17 protein-coding genes are annotated in these 15,144 nt (G+C 64.6%); 11 read left to right on the top strand and 6 right to left on the bottom strand.

Annotated elements, in window-relative coordinates; genetic code table 11:
* The first annotated feature begins 5 nt into the window (after positions 1–5).
* The 11 genes from NUW87_RS08260 to NUW87_RS08310 all read left to right on the top strand — a co-directional run bounded on the left by NUW87_RS08260 (position 6) and on the right by NUW87_RS08310 (position 10,755).
* Positions 6–1,508 carry an anthranilate synthase component 1 gene (locus NUW87_RS08260; RefSeq protein ID WP_269028017.1) on the top strand — a complete coding sequence of 501 codons (1,503 nt, stop codon included), beginning with the start codon at positions 6–8 and terminating at the stop codon, positions 1,506–1,508.
* On the top strand, positions 1,505–2,116 hold the full coding sequence (locus tag NUW87_RS08265) for a glutamine amidotransferase-related protein (RefSeq protein WP_269028018.1): 612 nt from the start codon (positions 1,505–1,507) through the stop codon (positions 2,114–2,116). The genes NUW87_RS08260 and NUW87_RS08265 overlap by 4 nt, the downstream gene beginning before the upstream one ends.
* Positions 2,109–3,128 (top strand): anthranilate phosphoribosyltransferase, encoded by a 1,020-nt coding sequence (gene trpD, locus NUW87_RS08270; RefSeq protein ID WP_269028019.1) that lies wholly within the window; start codon positions 2,109–2,111, stop codon positions 3,126–3,128. Before NUW87_RS08265 ends, trpD begins: the two co-directional genes overlap by 8 nt.
* The gene (gene trpCF / locus NUW87_RS08275; RefSeq protein ID WP_272508783.1) at positions 3,052–4,482 is read left to right on the top strand and encodes a bifunctional indole-3-glycerol-phosphate synthase TrpC/phosphoribosylanthranilate isomerase TrpF; all 1,431 of its coding nucleotides are present in this window, start codon (positions 3,052–3,054) and stop codon (positions 4,480–4,482) included. The genes trpD and trpCF overlap by 77 nt, the downstream gene beginning before the upstream one ends.
* Before the next feature lie 11 nt (positions 4,483–4,493).
* The gene (trpB, locus tag NUW87_RS08280; RefSeq protein WP_269028021.1) at positions 4,494–5,690 is read left to right on the top strand and encodes a tryptophan synthase subunit beta; all 1,197 of its coding nucleotides are present in this window, start codon (positions 4,494–4,496) and stop codon (positions 5,688–5,690) included.
* Positions 5,691–6,506 (top strand): tryptophan synthase subunit alpha, encoded by an 816-nt coding sequence (gene trpA, locus NUW87_RS08285; RefSeq protein WP_239219540.1) that lies wholly within the window; start codon positions 5,691–5,693, stop codon positions 6,504–6,506. It begins immediately after the preceding gene.
* Complete coding sequence (locus NUW87_RS08290; RefSeq protein WP_269028022.1) at positions 6,503–6,868, top strand: Rieske (2Fe-2S) protein; 366 nt, start codon at positions 6,503–6,505, stop codon at positions 6,866–6,868. The genes trpA and NUW87_RS08290 overlap by 4 nt, the downstream gene beginning before the upstream one ends.
* The gene (locus tag NUW87_RS08295) at positions 6,869–7,810 is read left to right on the top strand and encodes a bile acid:sodium symporter family protein (RefSeq protein ID WP_269028023.1); all 942 of its coding nucleotides are present in this window, start codon (positions 6,869–6,871) and stop codon (positions 7,808–7,810) included.
* A gap of 9 nt (positions 7,811–7,819) precedes the next feature.
* Positions 7,820–8,122: a hypothetical protein gene (locus NUW87_RS08300; RefSeq protein ID WP_063937066.1), complete on the top strand. Its 303-nt coding sequence runs from the start codon at positions 7,820–7,822 to the stop codon at positions 8,120–8,122.
* Positions 8,123–8,184: 62 nt separating this feature from the next.
* Positions 8,185–8,793, top strand: coding sequence for a hypothetical protein (locus NUW87_RS08305; protein ID WP_269028024.1), 609 nt, complete (start codon positions 8,185–8,187; stop codon positions 8,791–8,793).
* A 702-nt stretch (positions 8,794–9,495) separates the two neighbouring features.
* Positions 9,496–10,755: an HNH endonuclease gene (locus tag NUW87_RS08310; protein WP_269028025.1), complete on the top strand. Its 1,260-nt coding sequence runs from the start codon at positions 9,496–9,498 to the stop codon at positions 10,753–10,755.
* A gap of 6 nt (positions 10,756–10,761) precedes the next feature.
* On the opposite strand, the gene NUW87_RS08315 is transcribed toward NUW87_RS08310, so the two are convergent.
* From NUW87_RS08315 to NUW87_RS08340, 6 genes are all read right to left on the bottom strand, one after another.
* Complete coding sequence (locus NUW87_RS08315; RefSeq protein WP_239219534.1) at positions 10,762–11,190, bottom strand: hypothetical protein; 429 nt, start codon at positions 11,188–11,190, stop codon at positions 10,762–10,764.
* A gap of 203 nt (positions 11,191–11,393) precedes the next feature.
* Complete coding sequence (locus NUW87_RS08320; protein WP_239219533.1) at positions 11,394–11,843, bottom strand: hypothetical protein; 450 nt, start codon at positions 11,841–11,843, stop codon at positions 11,394–11,396.
* A 119-nt stretch (positions 11,844–11,962) separates the two neighbouring features.
* Positions 11,963–12,310, bottom strand: coding sequence for a branched-chain amino acid transporter permease (locus NUW87_RS08325; RefSeq protein WP_269028026.1), 348 nt, complete (start codon positions 12,308–12,310; stop codon positions 11,963–11,965).
* Positions 12,307–13,017, bottom strand: coding sequence for an AzlC family ABC transporter permease (locus tag NUW87_RS08330; RefSeq protein WP_269028027.1), 711 nt, complete (start codon positions 13,015–13,017; stop codon positions 12,307–12,309). Before NUW87_RS08330 ends, NUW87_RS08325 begins: the two co-directional genes overlap by 4 nt.
* Positions 13,017–13,619 (bottom strand): YqgE/AlgH family protein, encoded by a 603-nt coding sequence (locus tag NUW87_RS08335; protein ID WP_269028028.1) that lies wholly within the window; start codon positions 13,617–13,619, stop codon positions 13,017–13,019. The genes NUW87_RS08330 and NUW87_RS08335 overlap by 1 nt, the downstream gene beginning before the upstream one ends.
* Positions 13,612–15,033, bottom strand: coding sequence for a CCA tRNA nucleotidyltransferase (locus NUW87_RS08340; RefSeq protein ID WP_377734591.1), 1,422 nt, complete (start codon positions 15,031–15,033; stop codon positions 13,612–13,614). Before NUW87_RS08340 ends, NUW87_RS08335 begins: the two co-directional genes overlap by 8 nt.
* Positions 15,034–15,144: the final 111 nt, after the last annotated feature.

The raw sequence follows: 15,144 nt of genomic DNA on the forward strand, positions 1-15,144 counted from the left end.
ACCACATGCATTACACCCACCGCGAGGTGCGCTACCACGAGGACGTGGCCAGCCTCTTCGCCCACATCGGCGGGCTCGACGCGGAAGATTCCGTGCTGCTCGAGTCCGCCGACATCACCACCCGCAACGGCCTGCAGTCCGTGGCGGTGCTGCGCGCGTCTGTGCGCGTGACCTGCACCGGCAACCGTGTGACGGTGGATCCGCTCACCCCGTCCGGCGAGGTCATCGCAGCAGGCCTGGGGCTGGAGGAGTACCGGGTGGGGGAGGGCGTCTACGAGTTTCCCGCATCACGCGCCGCCGACGAGCGCGAGCGTCTCACCGCCCCGTCTTCCGCCGACGTGCTCCGTGCGCTGACCACGCGCGCCGGTTACGGCAACGAGGACTTCCCGTTCCTCGCTGGCGGCTTCGCCTACGACTACCTGGACTCTTTCGAGCAGCTCCCCTTCGTGGAGGCAGGCCCGAACACCTACCCGGACTTCCAGTTCGTGCTCGCCGAAGTCCTCTTGCGCGTCAACCACGAAACGTCCACGGCGTATCTCGCGGGCGTCGATGCGCATGGTGCTGGCATCGATCTCGAGCCGCTCGCATCGCTTATCGACGCCCCCGTGCCCGCCTACGAACCCACCACCGGGGAAGCGGAGCGTGCCGTCGTCAAGGCGACGGTGTCCGACGCCGACTTCCGCACGGACGTGGAAGCGCTCAAAGAGCACATCGCGAACGGCGATATCTACCAGGTGGTCCCGGCGCGGGCGTTCACGGCTGAGTGCTCGGACGCGTTCGGGGCGTACCGCCGGCTGCGCGAGTCTAACCCCTCGCCGTACATGTTCTACCTGCGCGGGACTGGCTACGAGCTCTTCGGTGCCTCGCCGGAGTCCAACCTGAAGTTCGACCACGCAACGCGCCAGGTGGAGCTGTACCCGATTGCCGGCACACGCCCGCGCGGGCTGAATCCAGACGGGACGGTCAACCACGAGCTGGACACGCGGATGGAGCTGCAGCTTCGAACCGACGCCAAGGTGGTGGCCGAGCACACCATGCTGGTGGACCTAGCCCGCAACGACATGGCCCGCGTGGCCGAGCCGCGCACCCGCCGCGTGCGGGAACTGCTGCAGGTGGACCGCTATTCCCGCGTGATGCACCTGGTCAGCCGCGTCACGGCGACGCTTGCCTCGGACCTGGACGCGCTGGACGCTTACCGCGCCTGCATGAACATGGGCACGCTCACCGGCGCCCCGAAGCTGCGGGCGACAGAGCTGCTGCGGCAGGTGGAGGGCACGCGCCGCGGTTCCTACGGCGGGGCGGTGGGCTACCTGCACGGCAGCGGCGACTTCGACACCTGCATTGTCATCCGCTCCGCGTTCGTGGCCGACGGCGTCGCCACGGTGCAGGCCGGGGCGGGCGTGGTGCGCGACTCCATCCCGCAGGCCGAGGCCGACGAGACCCTGCACAAGGCCTACGCGGTGCTCCAGGCGCTCGCAGGGGGCCGCGAGTTGGAGGTGCACAAGTGATTGTTTTGCTGGATAACCAGGACTCTTTCGTCTACAACCTCGTCGACGCGCTCGCAGGCTTCGACACCGTGGTTTACCGCAACACCGTCTCTGCCGACACTGTGCTCGGCGCTGTCCCGGAGCTCATAGTGCTTTCACCGGGCCCCGGCTACCCCGCGGACGCCGGTTGCATGATGGAAGTGATCGAGCGCGCCCAGCGCCGCATCCCCATCCTGGGCATCTGCCTGGGCTACCAGGCACTCATCGAGCACTTCGGCGGGCACGTCCAACCGTGCGGCCCCGAGCACGGCACCTCGGTTCCCATGAGACTTACGGCTCCGCACCCGCTGTTCCGCGGCCTCACGGTCGGCGGCACCCCCGGACAACCAGGCCTGGACGTGCCTGTTGCCCGCTACCACTCCCTGGGCGCGACCGAGGCGCCCGCAGGAATCACGCCACTGGCCTGGACGGACACGCAGATTGGCAGCGTGATCATGGCCGCCGAGACCGACGACGGGTACTCCATCGGCTTCCAATTCCACCCCGAATCCATCCTCACCCCCGCAGGGCCCCAGCTGCTGGAGCGCTGCGTGGAACACCTGCTGCAGAAAGGACGCGACAATGGCTGACCACGTAGAGATCTTCCGCCGTTTCATCGACAACCCCGCCCCGACCTTGGAGGACGCGGTTGAGGCATTCACCCCGCTGACCGTCGGCGATTACGACGACGTCCACATCGCGGCACTGCTCGCCACCATCCGGACCCGTGGCGAGACCTTCGCCGACATCGCGGGTGCGGCCAAAGCATTCCTCGCCGCGGGCCGGCCCTTCCCGGTGACGGGCAAGGGGATCATGGACACCGCGGGCACCGGCGGCGACGGCGCCAACACCATCAACATCACCACCGCCGCTTCGCTTGTGGCCGCGGCCGGCGGGGTGAAGATGATCAAGTGCGGCAACCGCTCGGTGTCTTCCAAGTCTGGCTCGGCCGATGTGCTCGAGGCGCTGAACATCCCGCTGGACCTCGACCCGGAGCGCGCGGTGCGTCAGTTCGAGTCCTCGAACTTCACGTTCCTGTTCGCCCCGGCGTACAATCCAGCGATCGCGTTCGTGCAGCCGGTGCGCAAGAAACTCGGCGTGAGCACGCTATTTAATACGATGGGCCCATTATTGAGTCCCGCAAGACCTGAATTTCAAATAATGGGGATTGCCAATCATGAGCTTGGCCCTACTATTGCGGAGACCATGAAAATGCTTGGTCGTTCCCGCGCGCTTGTAGTGCACGGCGCCGGGACGGACGAGATCGCGGTTCACGGCGAGACCCTTGTCTGGGACCTCAAGGACGGAGCGATTTCTCACTATACCGTGGAGCCGGCGGAGCTTGGCGTGGATACGCATACGCTCGAGGACCTCCGCGGGGGCGACGGCGAGCACAACGCCGCCGCTATGCGCGCCACCTTCGCGGGGGAGGGGCCGGCCGCGCACCGCGACGCCGTGGCCGTGAACGCGGGCGCGATGTTCTACCTCTACGGCATGGTGGACTCGCTCGCCGCCGGCACGGCGCATGCGAAGCAGTTGCTTGCCGACGGCTCCGTGTCCCAGTGGCTCACCACCCACGAGGAGGCGGACTACAGTGGCTAAGATTTTGACCGAAATTGTGGCGGACCGTAAGCGTCACATTGACGGAATTAGACAACGCATCGGTCACGTTTCTTTCGCCACGTTACGTTATTCGGAACGCTCGCTGTACGACGCGCTCGCCGCCCCGGGCGCCTCCTACATCATGGAGTGCAAGTCCGCCTCGCCCTCGCTCGGCACGATCCGCGAGGACTACAAGCCGGGGGAGATCGCAACCGTCTACTCGCGCTACGCATCGGCGATCTCAGTGCTGTGCGAGCCCGACTACTTCGGCGGCGACTACGACCACCTCGCCACCGTCGCCGCCACCACGCATCTGCCCGTGCTGTGTAAGGACTTCATCGTCGACGAGGTGCAAATCTACGCCGCGCGCTACTTCGGCGCTGACGCGGTGCTGTTGATGCTGTCGGTGCTCTCAGACGAGGAGTACACGCACCTGGCCTCCATCGCGGAATCGCTGCGCATGGACGTGCTCACGGAAGTCATCGACGAAGATGAGGCGGCGCGTGCCGCCAAGCTCGGCGCGAAAATCTTCGGCGTGAACCACCGCAACCTCCACGACCTTTCCATCGACCTCGACCGCTCAGCCCGCCTGGCCGCACTCGCGCCGGACGGGGCAGTGGTGGTGGCCGAATCCGGTATCCGCGACGCCGCAACCGTTCGCCGGCTCGGCCGACACTCGGACGGGTTCCTCGTCGGCTCGCAGCTGACCTCCCAGCCGGACATCGACCGCGCGTGCCGAGAGCTGGTGTACGGGCCGAACAAGGTCTGCGGCCTGCGTTCCGCATCGGCGGCCCAGGCAGCGAAAGCGGCCGGTGCAGTCTACGGCGGCCTGATCTTCGAAGAGGCTTCCCCACGCAATGTTTCACGTGAAACGGCCTCCGAAATCATCGCCGCAGAGCCGGGGCTGGGTTACGTGGCGGTGTCGCGCCGTACCGAGGGCTACGACCAATTGGTCCAGCCCGGCATCACCGCCGTGCAGGTCCACGCCCCGTACCAGGGCTCACTCGAGGCCGAACACGCGTTGATCGCGCGCGTCCGCGCCGAGGTCGATGTCCAAGTGTGGCGCGCTATTGACATGACCGGGCCCAATGATGCGGCGGGCGTGGCGGAGCTCGTCGACAAGCTGGTGCTCGATTCCGGCGTCGGCGGGACGGGGGAGTGCTTCGACTGGTCCCGGATTCCCACAACCGACGCCCTGCTCGCCGGCGGGCTAACCCCCGACAACCTCACCGACGCGCTGCGCACCGGCTGCACCGGCCTCGACCTTAACTCCGGCTTCGAAGACCCCCTCGGACACAAGGATGCCGCCGCCTTGCGACGAGGCTTCGCCACCATCCGCAACTTTCACACTTAAGGACAAAAGACATGACCCTGCTCCCTGCCTACTACGGCGAGTTCGGCGGACAGTTCGTCCCCGAGTCGCTCATCCCGGCACTCGACCAGCTTGAGCAAGCCTTCGTGGACGCATTCAACGACGAGGCGTTCATGAGCGAATACCGCGGCCTGCTCCGCGACTACCTCGGCCGACCCACCCCGCTCACCGAGTGCCGCAACCTGCCGCTGGAGGGCAACGCGCGCATCTTCCTCAAGCGCGAGGACCTCGTCCACGGTGGCGCGCACAAGACCAACCAGGTCATCGGCCAGGCACTGCTGGCCAAGCAGATGGGAAAGACCCGCATCATCGCGGAGACCGGCGCCGGCCAGCACGGCACCGCCACCGCGCTCACCTGCGCGCTACTCGGCCTGGAGTGCGTGATCTACATGGGCAAGACCGACATGGAACGCCAGGCACCCAACGTCTACCGCATGCGGCTGATGGGCGCGGAGGTCATCGGCGTGGAATCCGGCGCGGGCACACTCAAGGACGCGGTGAACGAGGCACTCCGCGACTGGACCGCCACCTTCCACGAATCCCACTACCTCCTGGGCACCGCGGCCGGGCCGCACCCGTTCCCCAAGATCGTCAAAGAGTTCCACCGCGTGATCTCCACCGAGGCCCGCACCCAGATCCTCGAACGCACCGACCGCCTCCCGGACGTCGTGGTCGCCTGCGTCGGCGGCGGCTCCAACGCGATCGGCACCTTCGCCGACTTCATCGACGACACCAGTGTCGAGCTCGTCGGCGCCGAGCCCGGGGGAGAAGGCTTCGGTCTCGGCGCCCACGGCGCGGCCATCGCCCAAGGCACGACCGGCCTGCTCCATGGCACGTACTCCTACCTGATGTGCGACGAGGACGGACAGGTGCAGGATTCCTACTCCATCTCCGCCGGCCTGGACTACCCGGGCGTGGGCCCGGAGCACGCGCACCTGGCCAAGTCCGGCCGCGCGAAGTATGTGCCCGTCACCGACGACGAGGCCCTCGACGCCTTCCAGGCCCTGTCGCGCCACGAGGGCATCATCCCCGCGCTCGAGTCCTCACACGCTCTCGCCTACGCCCTCAAACGTGCCGCAGAGCACCCGTCCGACGCGGAGCCATTGCACATCCTGGTCACCCTGTCCGGCCGCGGCGACAAAGACATCGCCCACGTGCGAGCTTCGCTCGCAGATAGAGAGGAAAAGTAAATGAGCCGCTACGACAAGCTCTTCGCTAGGGAAGAAGGCGCGTTCGTGCCCTTCATCATGCTCTCGAACCCGACTCCGGAGGACGCGATGGAGATCGTCTCCGCTGTCGTGGACGCCGGGGCGGATGCCGTGGAGCTCGGCGTGCCGTTCTCCGACCCCGTCGCAGACGGCCCCGCTATTCAGGGTGCGCATGTGAGGGCGTTGGCGGGCGGAGCGACCGTCGATAAGGCGCTTGCGCAAATCCACACCATCCGCAGCCGCTACCCGGAGCTGCCCATCGGCATGCTGGTGTACGGCAACGTCGCGCACGCGCGCGGTCTCGAGCGCTTCTACCGCGAGTTCAAGGAGGCGGGAGCGGACAGTATTCTGCTTCCCGACGTCCCCGTGCGCGAATCCGCCCCCTTCAGCGCAGCCGCCACCGCTGCTGGCATTGACCCGATCTACATCGCCCCGGCGAAGGCGTCGGCGGAAACCCTTGAAGCGGTGGCCACTCACTCGCGAGGCTACATCTACGCCATCTCGCGTGACGGCGTGACCGGTGCGGACAAGGAAGCGACGGTGCAGGGCCTGGGTGAGGTCGTCGACAATGTGCGAAAGTTCGGCGGGCCGCCGGTGCTGCTGGGCTTCGGCATCTCGAAACCGGAGCACGTGCGCGACGCGATTGCCGCGGGGGCCGCAGGCGCGATTACCGGCTCGGCGATCACCAACATCATCGACAAATACATCGAGGGCAACCGTGTGACCGACATGGACTCGCTGAAAACCGAGCTGAGTGAGTACGTCACGGCCATGAAGGGCGCTACGATCGCATCATGACCTGTTCACGACGCATGTTCCTGCTCGGCACCGCAACTACGTTTGCCGGTGCGTTCCTCGCCGCCTGCGGAGAGGCGGCCCCCGAAGAAGTTGCCAAGACCGACGTGCCGGTCGGCTCCGCGGTGATCCTGGACAAGTTCATCATCGCCCAGCCCACCGCCGGCACCTACGTGGCCTACTCGAGCGTGTGCCCGCACCAGCAGAAGAAGATCACCAAGGTTGAAGGCGACACCGTCAAGTGCACCGCCCACGGCTCGGTGTTCAGCATCGCTGACGGCGCCCGCGTCTCCGGCCCGGCCGTCACAGGGATGCGCGAGGTCCCCGTGGCCGACGACGGCGACAAAGTCTCCGTTTCCGAGTAGATGAAGAAGCTCGACCCGCTTCTTGTCGGCATTGTTGCCGCGGCCGCACTCGCGTTCGTGCTGCCCGCCCAGGGCGCGTTCGCGGACGGGTTCGCCGTCGCGGTGAAGCTAGGCATCGCGCTGCTGTTCTTCCTCTACGGCGCACGCCTGTCCACCCAGGAGGCGCTCAAAGGCCTGACCAACTGGCGTCTGCACGCGCTGATCCTGGCGTTCACCTTTGCCATTTATCCGGTCATTGGCCTGCTCGCTCGCCCGACTACGGCATTCATGTCAGAGGACCTGTACCAGGGCCTGTTATTCATGTCGCTGGTGCCTTCCACCGTGCAGTCCTCGGTGGCGCTCACCGGGGTGGCGCGCGGCAACGTCTCGGGCGCGGTCGTGGCGGCGTCTGTGTCCTCGCTCGTCGGCGTTGTGGCCACGCCGCTGCTTGTGATGTGGCTGATGGGCGCCGGCGACGGGGTGTCCGTGGACGCCTCCGTGTTCGGCGACATCGCGCTGCAGCTGCTCCTCCCGTTCATCCTGGGGCAGCTCGCGCACAACTTCGTCCCACGGGTGGGGGAGCTGGCCAAGTCGAAGGCGACCAAGCTCGTGGACCGCGGCTCTATCTGGATGGTGGTCTACTCCGCCTTTTCGCGCGGCGTCGTCTCCGGCGTGTGGTCGAATGTCTCAGCGTGGGAGATCGTGTTCCTCACGGTGTTCTCGTGCGTGCTGGTCGTCGCTATGCTGTGGCTGACCCGCATCATTCCGGAGGCGCTGCACTTCCCGCGCGAGGACCGCGTCGCCATCCAAATGTGCGGCACCCAGAAGTCGCTCGCGACCGGCCTGCCCATGGCCACCGTCATCTTCGGCGGCGCCTCCCTCGGCGTGCTGATCATCCCGCTGATGATCTACCACATGTGCCAACTGGTCATCTGCTCCGCGTACGCCGCCCGAATTTCCTAGGAGTTTCACGTGAAACATTTCGTCCGCATCCACTACAACGTTCCCGAACTCGGCGGCGAGCTGCTCAACATCGCCGAGCTCGAGGAAATCTCAGCCCACGAGTGCACCATGGTGCGCATGATTGAACTCGACCCGGCCGAGACCATCACGGGCATCTACGTCGACGGCCGCGTCATCGGCCAAGCGAACCAACCCATGGGCACCGTTCCGCACCCACGCACTTACGACTCCATGGAGGGCATCACCGCCACCCACCTCAGCGAGGAGGAGTTCGAGGGCCTTTGGTCCGAGGCGCAAGCAAAGTTGCAATAGCTTATCGACGTCCCTCCGGCTTTCCACGCCCGCCCCACCCGGCGGGCGTTTATTCTTGGCCCATGGACGGATTCTTCGACACCATCATTGAGTTGCTCCTGCGGTACATTGGCCAGCCGATTCTGTTTGTCATGGAGAAGTACGTCGGACTCTTCGAGAGCATCTTCGGCCTTCCAGGCTTCATGCTTGCATTCGCTTTGCCGATCGCGGCCGGGTTCGCCCTCATCTTCGCCCTGAAGCCTGGCCAGGCCTTCATCTGGTTCCGCCGCGACCTCATCGACGGCATGGCTGTGGCCGTCCGGATCCGCTACAACCCCGACTGGCGCAGTGAGGGCTCCGACCGCAGAGATACCTACGACTGGCGCCACAACTCAGTCATCATCGAAGTTCCGACCCCCAGCGGACCCCGCCGCTACATCGACAAGCCGGTGGAACAGAAGAATCTCGCGCCGAGGATTCGCCGACAGGTATACAAGCGCGCACTCCACGAAATTCGCTACAGCCTGAACGTCAGCGACACGGTAGAGGAGCGCAACATCAACCAGGCGATCCGCGAGGACTACTACGACTTCCCGCTCCGCGATCCGGTTCCCGTCAGGCTCATTCCGCCGAAGCAGGAGGAGGGGCGCATCTGGTTCCGGGTGGTTGAGAAGAACAGCTTGAAAAATTAAATAGTTGGTGCGGGCCCATTTGTCCGCAATGCGGAGTCGTAGGGGCAAGGTCTGTGCATCGGCAGGTGCGCCAGCACACCCATCAGGCAAAGGGACCGGACGACAACGCCACCGCGAGAATGATCGGCCAGGCAAGCAGGGTAAGAACAGACAATATACCCAGCAGGGGGCGCTTATCCCGCACCGCGATAACAAGCCCCAGAACAGATACCGCGATCAAGCCGGCCCAATAGATCCACTGGACCCACATGGGAACGCGATCACCCATAAACGGTGTTGCGATCCAAACCGCCACAAAATCGGGTAGATATACGCTGTGCGGTGAGTTTTCTCCATGATCGGGCGCCTCTTCCTTACCTGTCCGTTAGTTTGACGGCTGTAAACACCACGCTACCGACACCCCACCAGTCAGACCCGCATTTATCCGCAATGTGGACCTTTTCGTTGGCCCGTACCAACTATTGGTGATGGCGGCGTTGTCCGCAATGTGGAGTGGTGGCATGGGCTGAGGGGTGGGGGAAGGCGGAGTTGACGTCGATAAGCAATAGCCAATAGTTGGTTCGCCCCCACTTGTCCGCAATGCGGAGTTGCGGGCAAGTTATAGCGCGAGTTGAAAACCGCATTTCAGCAGGTCAGAGGAATGTCGGACGCGAGTTTTATAATGTCCGCAATCGAACTCGCATTCGCCTCAAGGGGGCCATAATGACCGCCGCATTATCCACCGAATCTAACCCGATCGCCGTCGCGTTGAGCCAGCAAATCGAGGACTCGCACCGCGCAATGACCCAGAACAAAGCAGAGCTATTGTCCGCAATACAAACGTTTGACGAACTCGCACTTGCTATCGAATGCGGTTCGTCAACCACCGCACACTTCCTCGTGCGACGCCTGGGCGTGTCCTCCTCAACCGCGCACGAGTACGTCAGCGTCGCCCACCGCCTTCGTCCCTTTAGCTACCTGCAGCAACACTTCACGGAGGGTGCGCTGAACTACTCGGTGGTGCGACTGCTGCTGAAGTACATGACCGCCGAAAACGAGCGTGACTTGGTAGATCTCGCCCTCGAGATGGGCTACCACGAACTGGAATGTGCGCTAGCGGGGAAGAAGCCGCAGGACGGGGAGGGTGACGACAGCCCGCAGTACTACCTGAGCCTGCACAAGCGCGATAACGGCGACATCGCTTTCCACGGCAACCTCAACGCCGCGGACGGCACTGCGTTCATGGCCGCACTGAAGATCGGGGAGATCGCGTACTGCGACCTCGACGAAGTACTCAACGACCTGGACCCCGAAGTTCACGGAGAAATAGATATCGCTCTGGAGCGCGCCGAGGAAGTGGAGGAGAACCGCCCCGCACGAAAGACAGTCTCCGGATACGGGCTGCCGATTGGGCGCATGCTCCTGCGTGCCCTCATGGGCATCGTCCACATGGCGCGTGCGACGCCGCGCAACACGCTAACAACGCCGGGTGCCCACGTGAACATCCTGGCCACCCCGGACGGGCGCGGCTACATGCCCAACAACGTGGGCGCGCCGTCGAAAGCCATCGCGAACTTGCTTGCTAACGCGGACGTCCGCCTCTCAACGGTCAACTCCGAAGGCCTCATCCTCAACACCGGACGAAAACAGCGTCTCGCCACAAACGGTCAGGTCAACGCGTTGTTAGCGATGTGGGGCGGTCAGTGCGCCGCACCCGGGTGCACGCACACGCGCTTCATTGAGATCCACCACATCGAGGACTGGGCCACCGGGGGTCTGACCGACCTGGAGAACCTTTTGCCGCTGTGCTCCGCCTGCCACTCCTTGGTCACGGAGGGTTATCTGAAGACGCTGAAGGAGCACTCCGACATCCATTTTGTCTACGGCGACGGGACGCGTTTCGTGTCCACGAACTATTCCCTGCCGCGGCGCGACGACATCATGCGCACCATGGAGGAGTGCAACTGGTCCTTCAACGACTAGCGAGGCTTAGAAGAACTGCTCGACGGCCGGCACACCCGGGACACCCGGAATCTTGCCCGCTGCGGCCGCGGCGGCACCAACGAGTGCCAAGACGCCCGCGGCGATGCCGGTGCCGACCAGGATGTCGTAGGTGGTGCCGAGCTTGTAGCCACGTGCGACATCGTTCTTCAGGGAGGACTTAGCGCTCTTCGGCACCAGATTCTTCTCAGAGGAGCTCTTGTACGGGCCCGAGTAGCCAGAACCTTCGTTGCGGAGCTCACGAGCCTCGGCCCTCAACTTGGCGGCAGCAAGGTGGCCATCGGTGACATCGGAGGCGCGATCCGGGCTCACGATGTCGGAAAGGTCCTTCTGGTTGCCCTCCTCAGCCTGTGCCGGGACGGCCGCCAGAGACAGGGCGGTGGTTGCGGCCAGAGCAGCTGCGGTAATGCGCTTCACTAGAAACTCCTTTGTACGAATCTGACGGTAAATTACCCGGAACCGGGCTCGAGACAGTAAAACACACGTTTCCGCAGGTATTCAAGACTTTCCGGAGATGTAACGTCTCCACCTTCTGTGACGATATACATACCTTCAGATGCGAAAAACTCCCCTCCCGAGCAGGGGAGAGGAGTTCAGATATTGGGTCTAAGCGCTGGGACTTAGAACGGGAGCTGCACACCCGGGATCACGCCTGCGTATGCAGCGCCGCCCAGAGCTGCAAGGAGGACAGCAGCGATACCCGTGCCAAGAAGAATCTCGAAGGTGGTACCGAGCTTGTAGCCATTGTTCGCGTCATTCTTCAGGGAGCTGTTCAGCACGCCCTTAGAAGCGTCACTGAATTTGTTGGTGTTGTTCTTCTCGTCGCGCTCCACCATGTCGCGCACGGAGGAAGTGAGGCCCTGGTTGTTCGTCAGATCCGCCTTGTTGAGACCCTCGACAAGCCCAGCAGCTACAGCATAGCCAGCAAGCTCAGTGTCGGTCACAGCAGAGGACCCACCCGGCTTGTTCAGCCCTCGCAGGTAGGCGACGTCATCGGCTGCCTGTGCCGGAGCGGCGGCGAGGGAAAATGCGGTGGCTGCGGCGAGGGCAGCGGCAGTAAAGCGCTTCATGGGGATCTCCTAGGTAGAAGCTTACGGAATGGTGCCAGTTACCTGACTACCGTCATTAAATCACATCTATCGCAGGGCCTCTGATTTCCATTCACCTGTAGCTGAACGAAACACACAAGTTAGAAAACCACGTTCACCAACAGCATGTATAGCGCGGTGCCGACGAAAATCGACACATCGGAGCGGCGCTTCCACCAGTGCAGCAGCAGGGTTGCCACCAGAGCCACGAGTGCGGAGGCGAGGTGGGCAGGCGAACCGGCGTGGCCGACGAGGGTGTAAACCACGAGGACCGTCATCACGCCGACCGGCATGAGCACGGCGAGGAAGTCGATGAACGGGCTGCCCTTGAGCACGCGCAGTATGGAAAAGGGGAGAGCGCGCAGCAGCACGGTGACTATCCCTACGGGGATGAGCACCGCGGCCACCATGCCGAGGGAGATGCCGTCGGAGAGGCCATAGTCGCTCATGGCAGCCGCCAGGTCAGGGTGTCGTCAACACGCGAGGCCCAGAAGCGCAGCAAGAGGACGAAGAAGTAGGACACCAGCGCCACGATGATTACCTGGCCGGGCAGCACAACCGCGGCGGCCAGAGCGAGGCTGCCGGCGATCAGGGGAGCGGAGAGATCGCGGCTGGCCTGGAACGCCTCGAACGCTAGCACAGCGAACAGGGCGGTCAGGGCGAAGTCGAAGCCTTCCACGCCCGCAGGAATGACCGCGCCAGCCAGGGCGCCGACGATGCCGGAAACCACCCACGCGATCTGGCAAACAATGGAAATGGTCAAAAGGCGCGGGCCTGAGGGGCGGTCGCGGAGGGTGGAGGTGATGGCGTAGACCTCGTCGGTGAGCGCGTAGGTGGCGTACGCCGACGGCAAACCGCGGCGGATCGCGGAGCGCGGGTAGGTCAGCCCGTAAAACAGGTGGCGGAAGTTCACCATGAACCCCGTGATCGCGGACGAAACGGGGCCGACTCCGGTGAGCACCATGTCGATGGCCAGAAACTCCATCGACCCGGCGTAGATCACGGTGGAAAAGATCGGGGTCCACCACCACGCGAAGCCGGATTGGGTCATCAGCAGGCCGAACGCCAGCCCGAGCGGCACCAAACCGAGGGCGACCAGCCAGGTGTCGCGAAGCCCCAGCCGAATTTCGGCCGATGTTTCACGTGAAACGGCCACTAATTGTCCTCGAGGTGCGCGGGGAAGGTGGCGAACAGGGGCAAAGGCATTGCTTGGCGACGCATCACGTCTCCCCACAGATCCGCACCCGCGGGAGCGACAACGTCGGAGGGTAGGGCGGGGGTGACAAACCAGTCGCCGCGAAGGATCTCGTCGTCAAGTTGGCCTGGCGCCCACTCGGCGTAGCCGGCGAAGATGCGGATGCCGTCGAGCTCAGAGACGAGCTCGGCGGGAGAGGCGTTCAGGTCTACGAGGACGAGGCGGTTGGCCAGACGGTTGAGGTAGGGGTTCTCGGACGCGCCGGCCGTCGTCACGCCCAGGCCCACCGCAGACTGGGGGCTGACCGGCCCGCCGATGTGCACGGCCTGCGGCCTGGAGGCCAGCTCCTCCCAGCCAGGCATGACGTTAGCCACCGCGACCTCGCTGCGGCGGTTCAGCACCACGCCGAGCGTGTGGTCGGCGTCGTGCTCCAGCACGAGCACCACGGTGCGGGCGAACTCGGGAGAGAACATGCCGGGCGCCGAAACGAGCAGCATGCCCGGCTCAGGATCAACCCGCTCCAATGCGTTGAACAGGCGGTCAGCGTAGAAATACTCAGGCATTTTCCTTCTCCCACCAGGCTTTCAGCTCGGCGACGGCCTCGTCGTGGTCCAGCTCGCCGCGCTCCAAGCGCAGCTCCTTGAGATACTTCCACGCCTTGCCCACCTCGGGGCCGGGTTTGAGCCCCAAGATCTGCATGATCTCGTTGCCGTCCAGGTCCGGGCGCACGCGCGCGAGGTCCTCCTTGGCGGCGATGTCGGCGATGCGCTCCTCCAGGTGGTCGTAGGTTCGCTGCAGGCGCGCGGCCTTCTTGGCGTTGCGGGTGGTGCAGTCGGCGCGGACGAGTTTGTGCAGCTTGGGCAGCAATTCGCCGGCGTCGGTGACGTAGCGGCGTACGGCGGAGTCGGTCCACTGACCCTCACCGAAACCGTGGAAGCGCATGTGCAGGAACACGAGTTGGCCCACATCGGTGATGACGTGCTTCGGGTACTTCAGGGCCTTTAAGCGCTTGCGGGTCATCTTCGCGCCGACCACCTCGTGGTGGTGAAAGGTCACGCCGCCGCCCTCCTTGGGCGCGCGAGTGGCGGGCTTTCCGATGTCGTGCATCAGCGCCGCCCAGCGCAGCTTCAGGTCCGGGCCCTCGTCCTCGAGTTCGGTGGCCTGGCGCAGCACGGTCAGGGAGTGGCGGTAGACGTCCTTGTGCTGCATGTGCTCGTCGGTCTCCAGCTGCAGCGCCGGAATCTCGGGCAGGATGTAGCCGGCCAAACCGGTGGACACCAGTAGGTCGATGCCCTCCCAGGGACGCGCGCCGAGCATGAGTTTGTCCAGCTCAGCCTGTACGCGCTCGGCGGTGATCCGCTCGATCTCGCCCGCCATGTCGCACATCGCGTCGAACACCCGGTCGGCCACGCTGAAGCCCAGCTGGGAGACGAAGCGGGCCGCGCGCAGCATGCGCAGCGGGTCGTCCCTAAACGACACTTCGGGCTCCTGTGGGGTGTCCAGCACCTGCTGCACAAGGTCCGAAAGCCCGTCGACGGGGTCGTGGAAGGTGGGGGAGAGGCGGAGCTCGTCGTTAAGCGAAAGCTCAATGGCCATGGCGTTGCAGGCGAAGTCGCGGCGGATGAGGTCGCCCTCGAGCGTGTCGCCGAAAGTGACTTCGGGGTTGCGGGTCACGCCGTCGTAGAGGTCGGAGCGGAAGGTGGTGATTTCCACAGTTTCGCCACGGCGGATGGCGGAGACGGTGCCGAACTCGATGCCGGTGTCCCACACCTTCTCGCCCCACTCGTCCAGGATCTCCTGGATTACCTCGGGGCGCGCGGAGGTGGTGAAGTCGAGGTCGTGCACCCCGCGGCCGAGCATCGCGTCGCGCACCGAGCCGCCGACCATATATAAGGTCTCGCCGCGGCCGGAAAACAGTTGCGCGAGGGGCTCCAGCAGAGCAGCATGCTTGGCAACGACATCCTGCGCCCTCGCCATCAGCGCAGGGGCGGCAAGCGGGTCGGTCGGGTCTGGCATATCGAAGAGCTTCTGCGTCACCCGGGACACGATACCCGCCACCCCCGCGCGGGAAGTACCACAACCGGCCGA

This window comes from Corynebacterium pilbarense (assembly GCF_026930265.1).
GTDB classification, from domain to species: Bacteria; Actinomycetota; Actinomycetes; order Mycobacteriales; family Mycobacteriaceae; genus Corynebacterium; species Corynebacterium pilbarense.

What these genes read in the sequence shown, in the direction of transcription:
- NUW87_RS08260 (WP_269028017.1), top strand. Translation starts at nt 6, where the DNA reads ATGCATTACACCCACCGCGAGGTGCGCTACCACGAGGACGTGGCCAGC.
- trpD (WP_269028019.1), top strand. Translation starts at nt 2,109, where the DNA reads ATGGCTGACCACGTAGAGATCTTCCGCCGTTTCATCGACAACCCCGCC.
- trpCF (WP_272508783.1), top strand. Translation starts at nt 3,052, where the DNA reads ATGCGAAGCAGTTGCTTGCCGACGGCTCCGTGTCCCAGTGGCTCACCA.
- trpB (WP_269028021.1), top strand. Translation starts at nt 4,494, where the DNA reads ATGACCCTGCTCCCTGCCTACTACGGCGAGTTCGGCGGACAGTTCGTC.
- trpA (WP_239219540.1), top strand. Translation starts at nt 5,691, where the DNA reads ATGAGCCGCTACGACAAGCTCTTCGCTAGGGAAGAAGGCGCGTTCGTG.
- NUW87_RS08290 (WP_269028022.1), top strand. Translation starts at nt 6,503, where the DNA reads ATGACCTGTTCACGACGCATGTTCCTGCTCGGCACCGCAACTACGTTT.
- NUW87_RS08295 (WP_269028023.1), top strand. Translation starts at nt 6,869, where the DNA reads ATGAAGAAGCTCGACCCGCTTCTTGTCGGCATTGTTGCCGCGGCCGCA.
- NUW87_RS08305 (WP_269028024.1), top strand. Translation starts at nt 8,185, where the DNA reads ATGGACGGATTCTTCGACACCATCATTGAGTTGCTCCTGCGGTACATT.
- NUW87_RS08310 (WP_269028025.1), top strand. Translation starts at nt 9,496, where the DNA reads ATGACCGCCGCATTATCCACCGAATCTAACCCGATCGCCGTCGCGTTG.
- NUW87_RS08320 (WP_239219533.1), bottom strand. Translation starts at nt 11,843, where the DNA reads ATGAAGCGCTTTACTGCCGCTGCCCTCGCCGCAGCCACCGCATTTTCC.
- NUW87_RS08325 (WP_269028026.1), bottom strand. Translation starts at nt 12,310, where the DNA reads ATGAGCGACTATGGCCTCTCCGACGGCATCTCCCTCGGCATGGTGGCC.
- NUW87_RS08335 (WP_269028028.1), bottom strand. Translation starts at nt 13,619, where the DNA reads ATGCCTGAGTATTTCTACGCTGACCGCCTGTTCAACGCATTGGAGCGG.
- NUW87_RS08340 (WP_377734591.1), bottom strand. Translation starts at nt 15,033, where the DNA reads ATGGCGAGGGCGCAGGATGTCGTTGCCAAGCATGCTGCTCTGCTGGAG.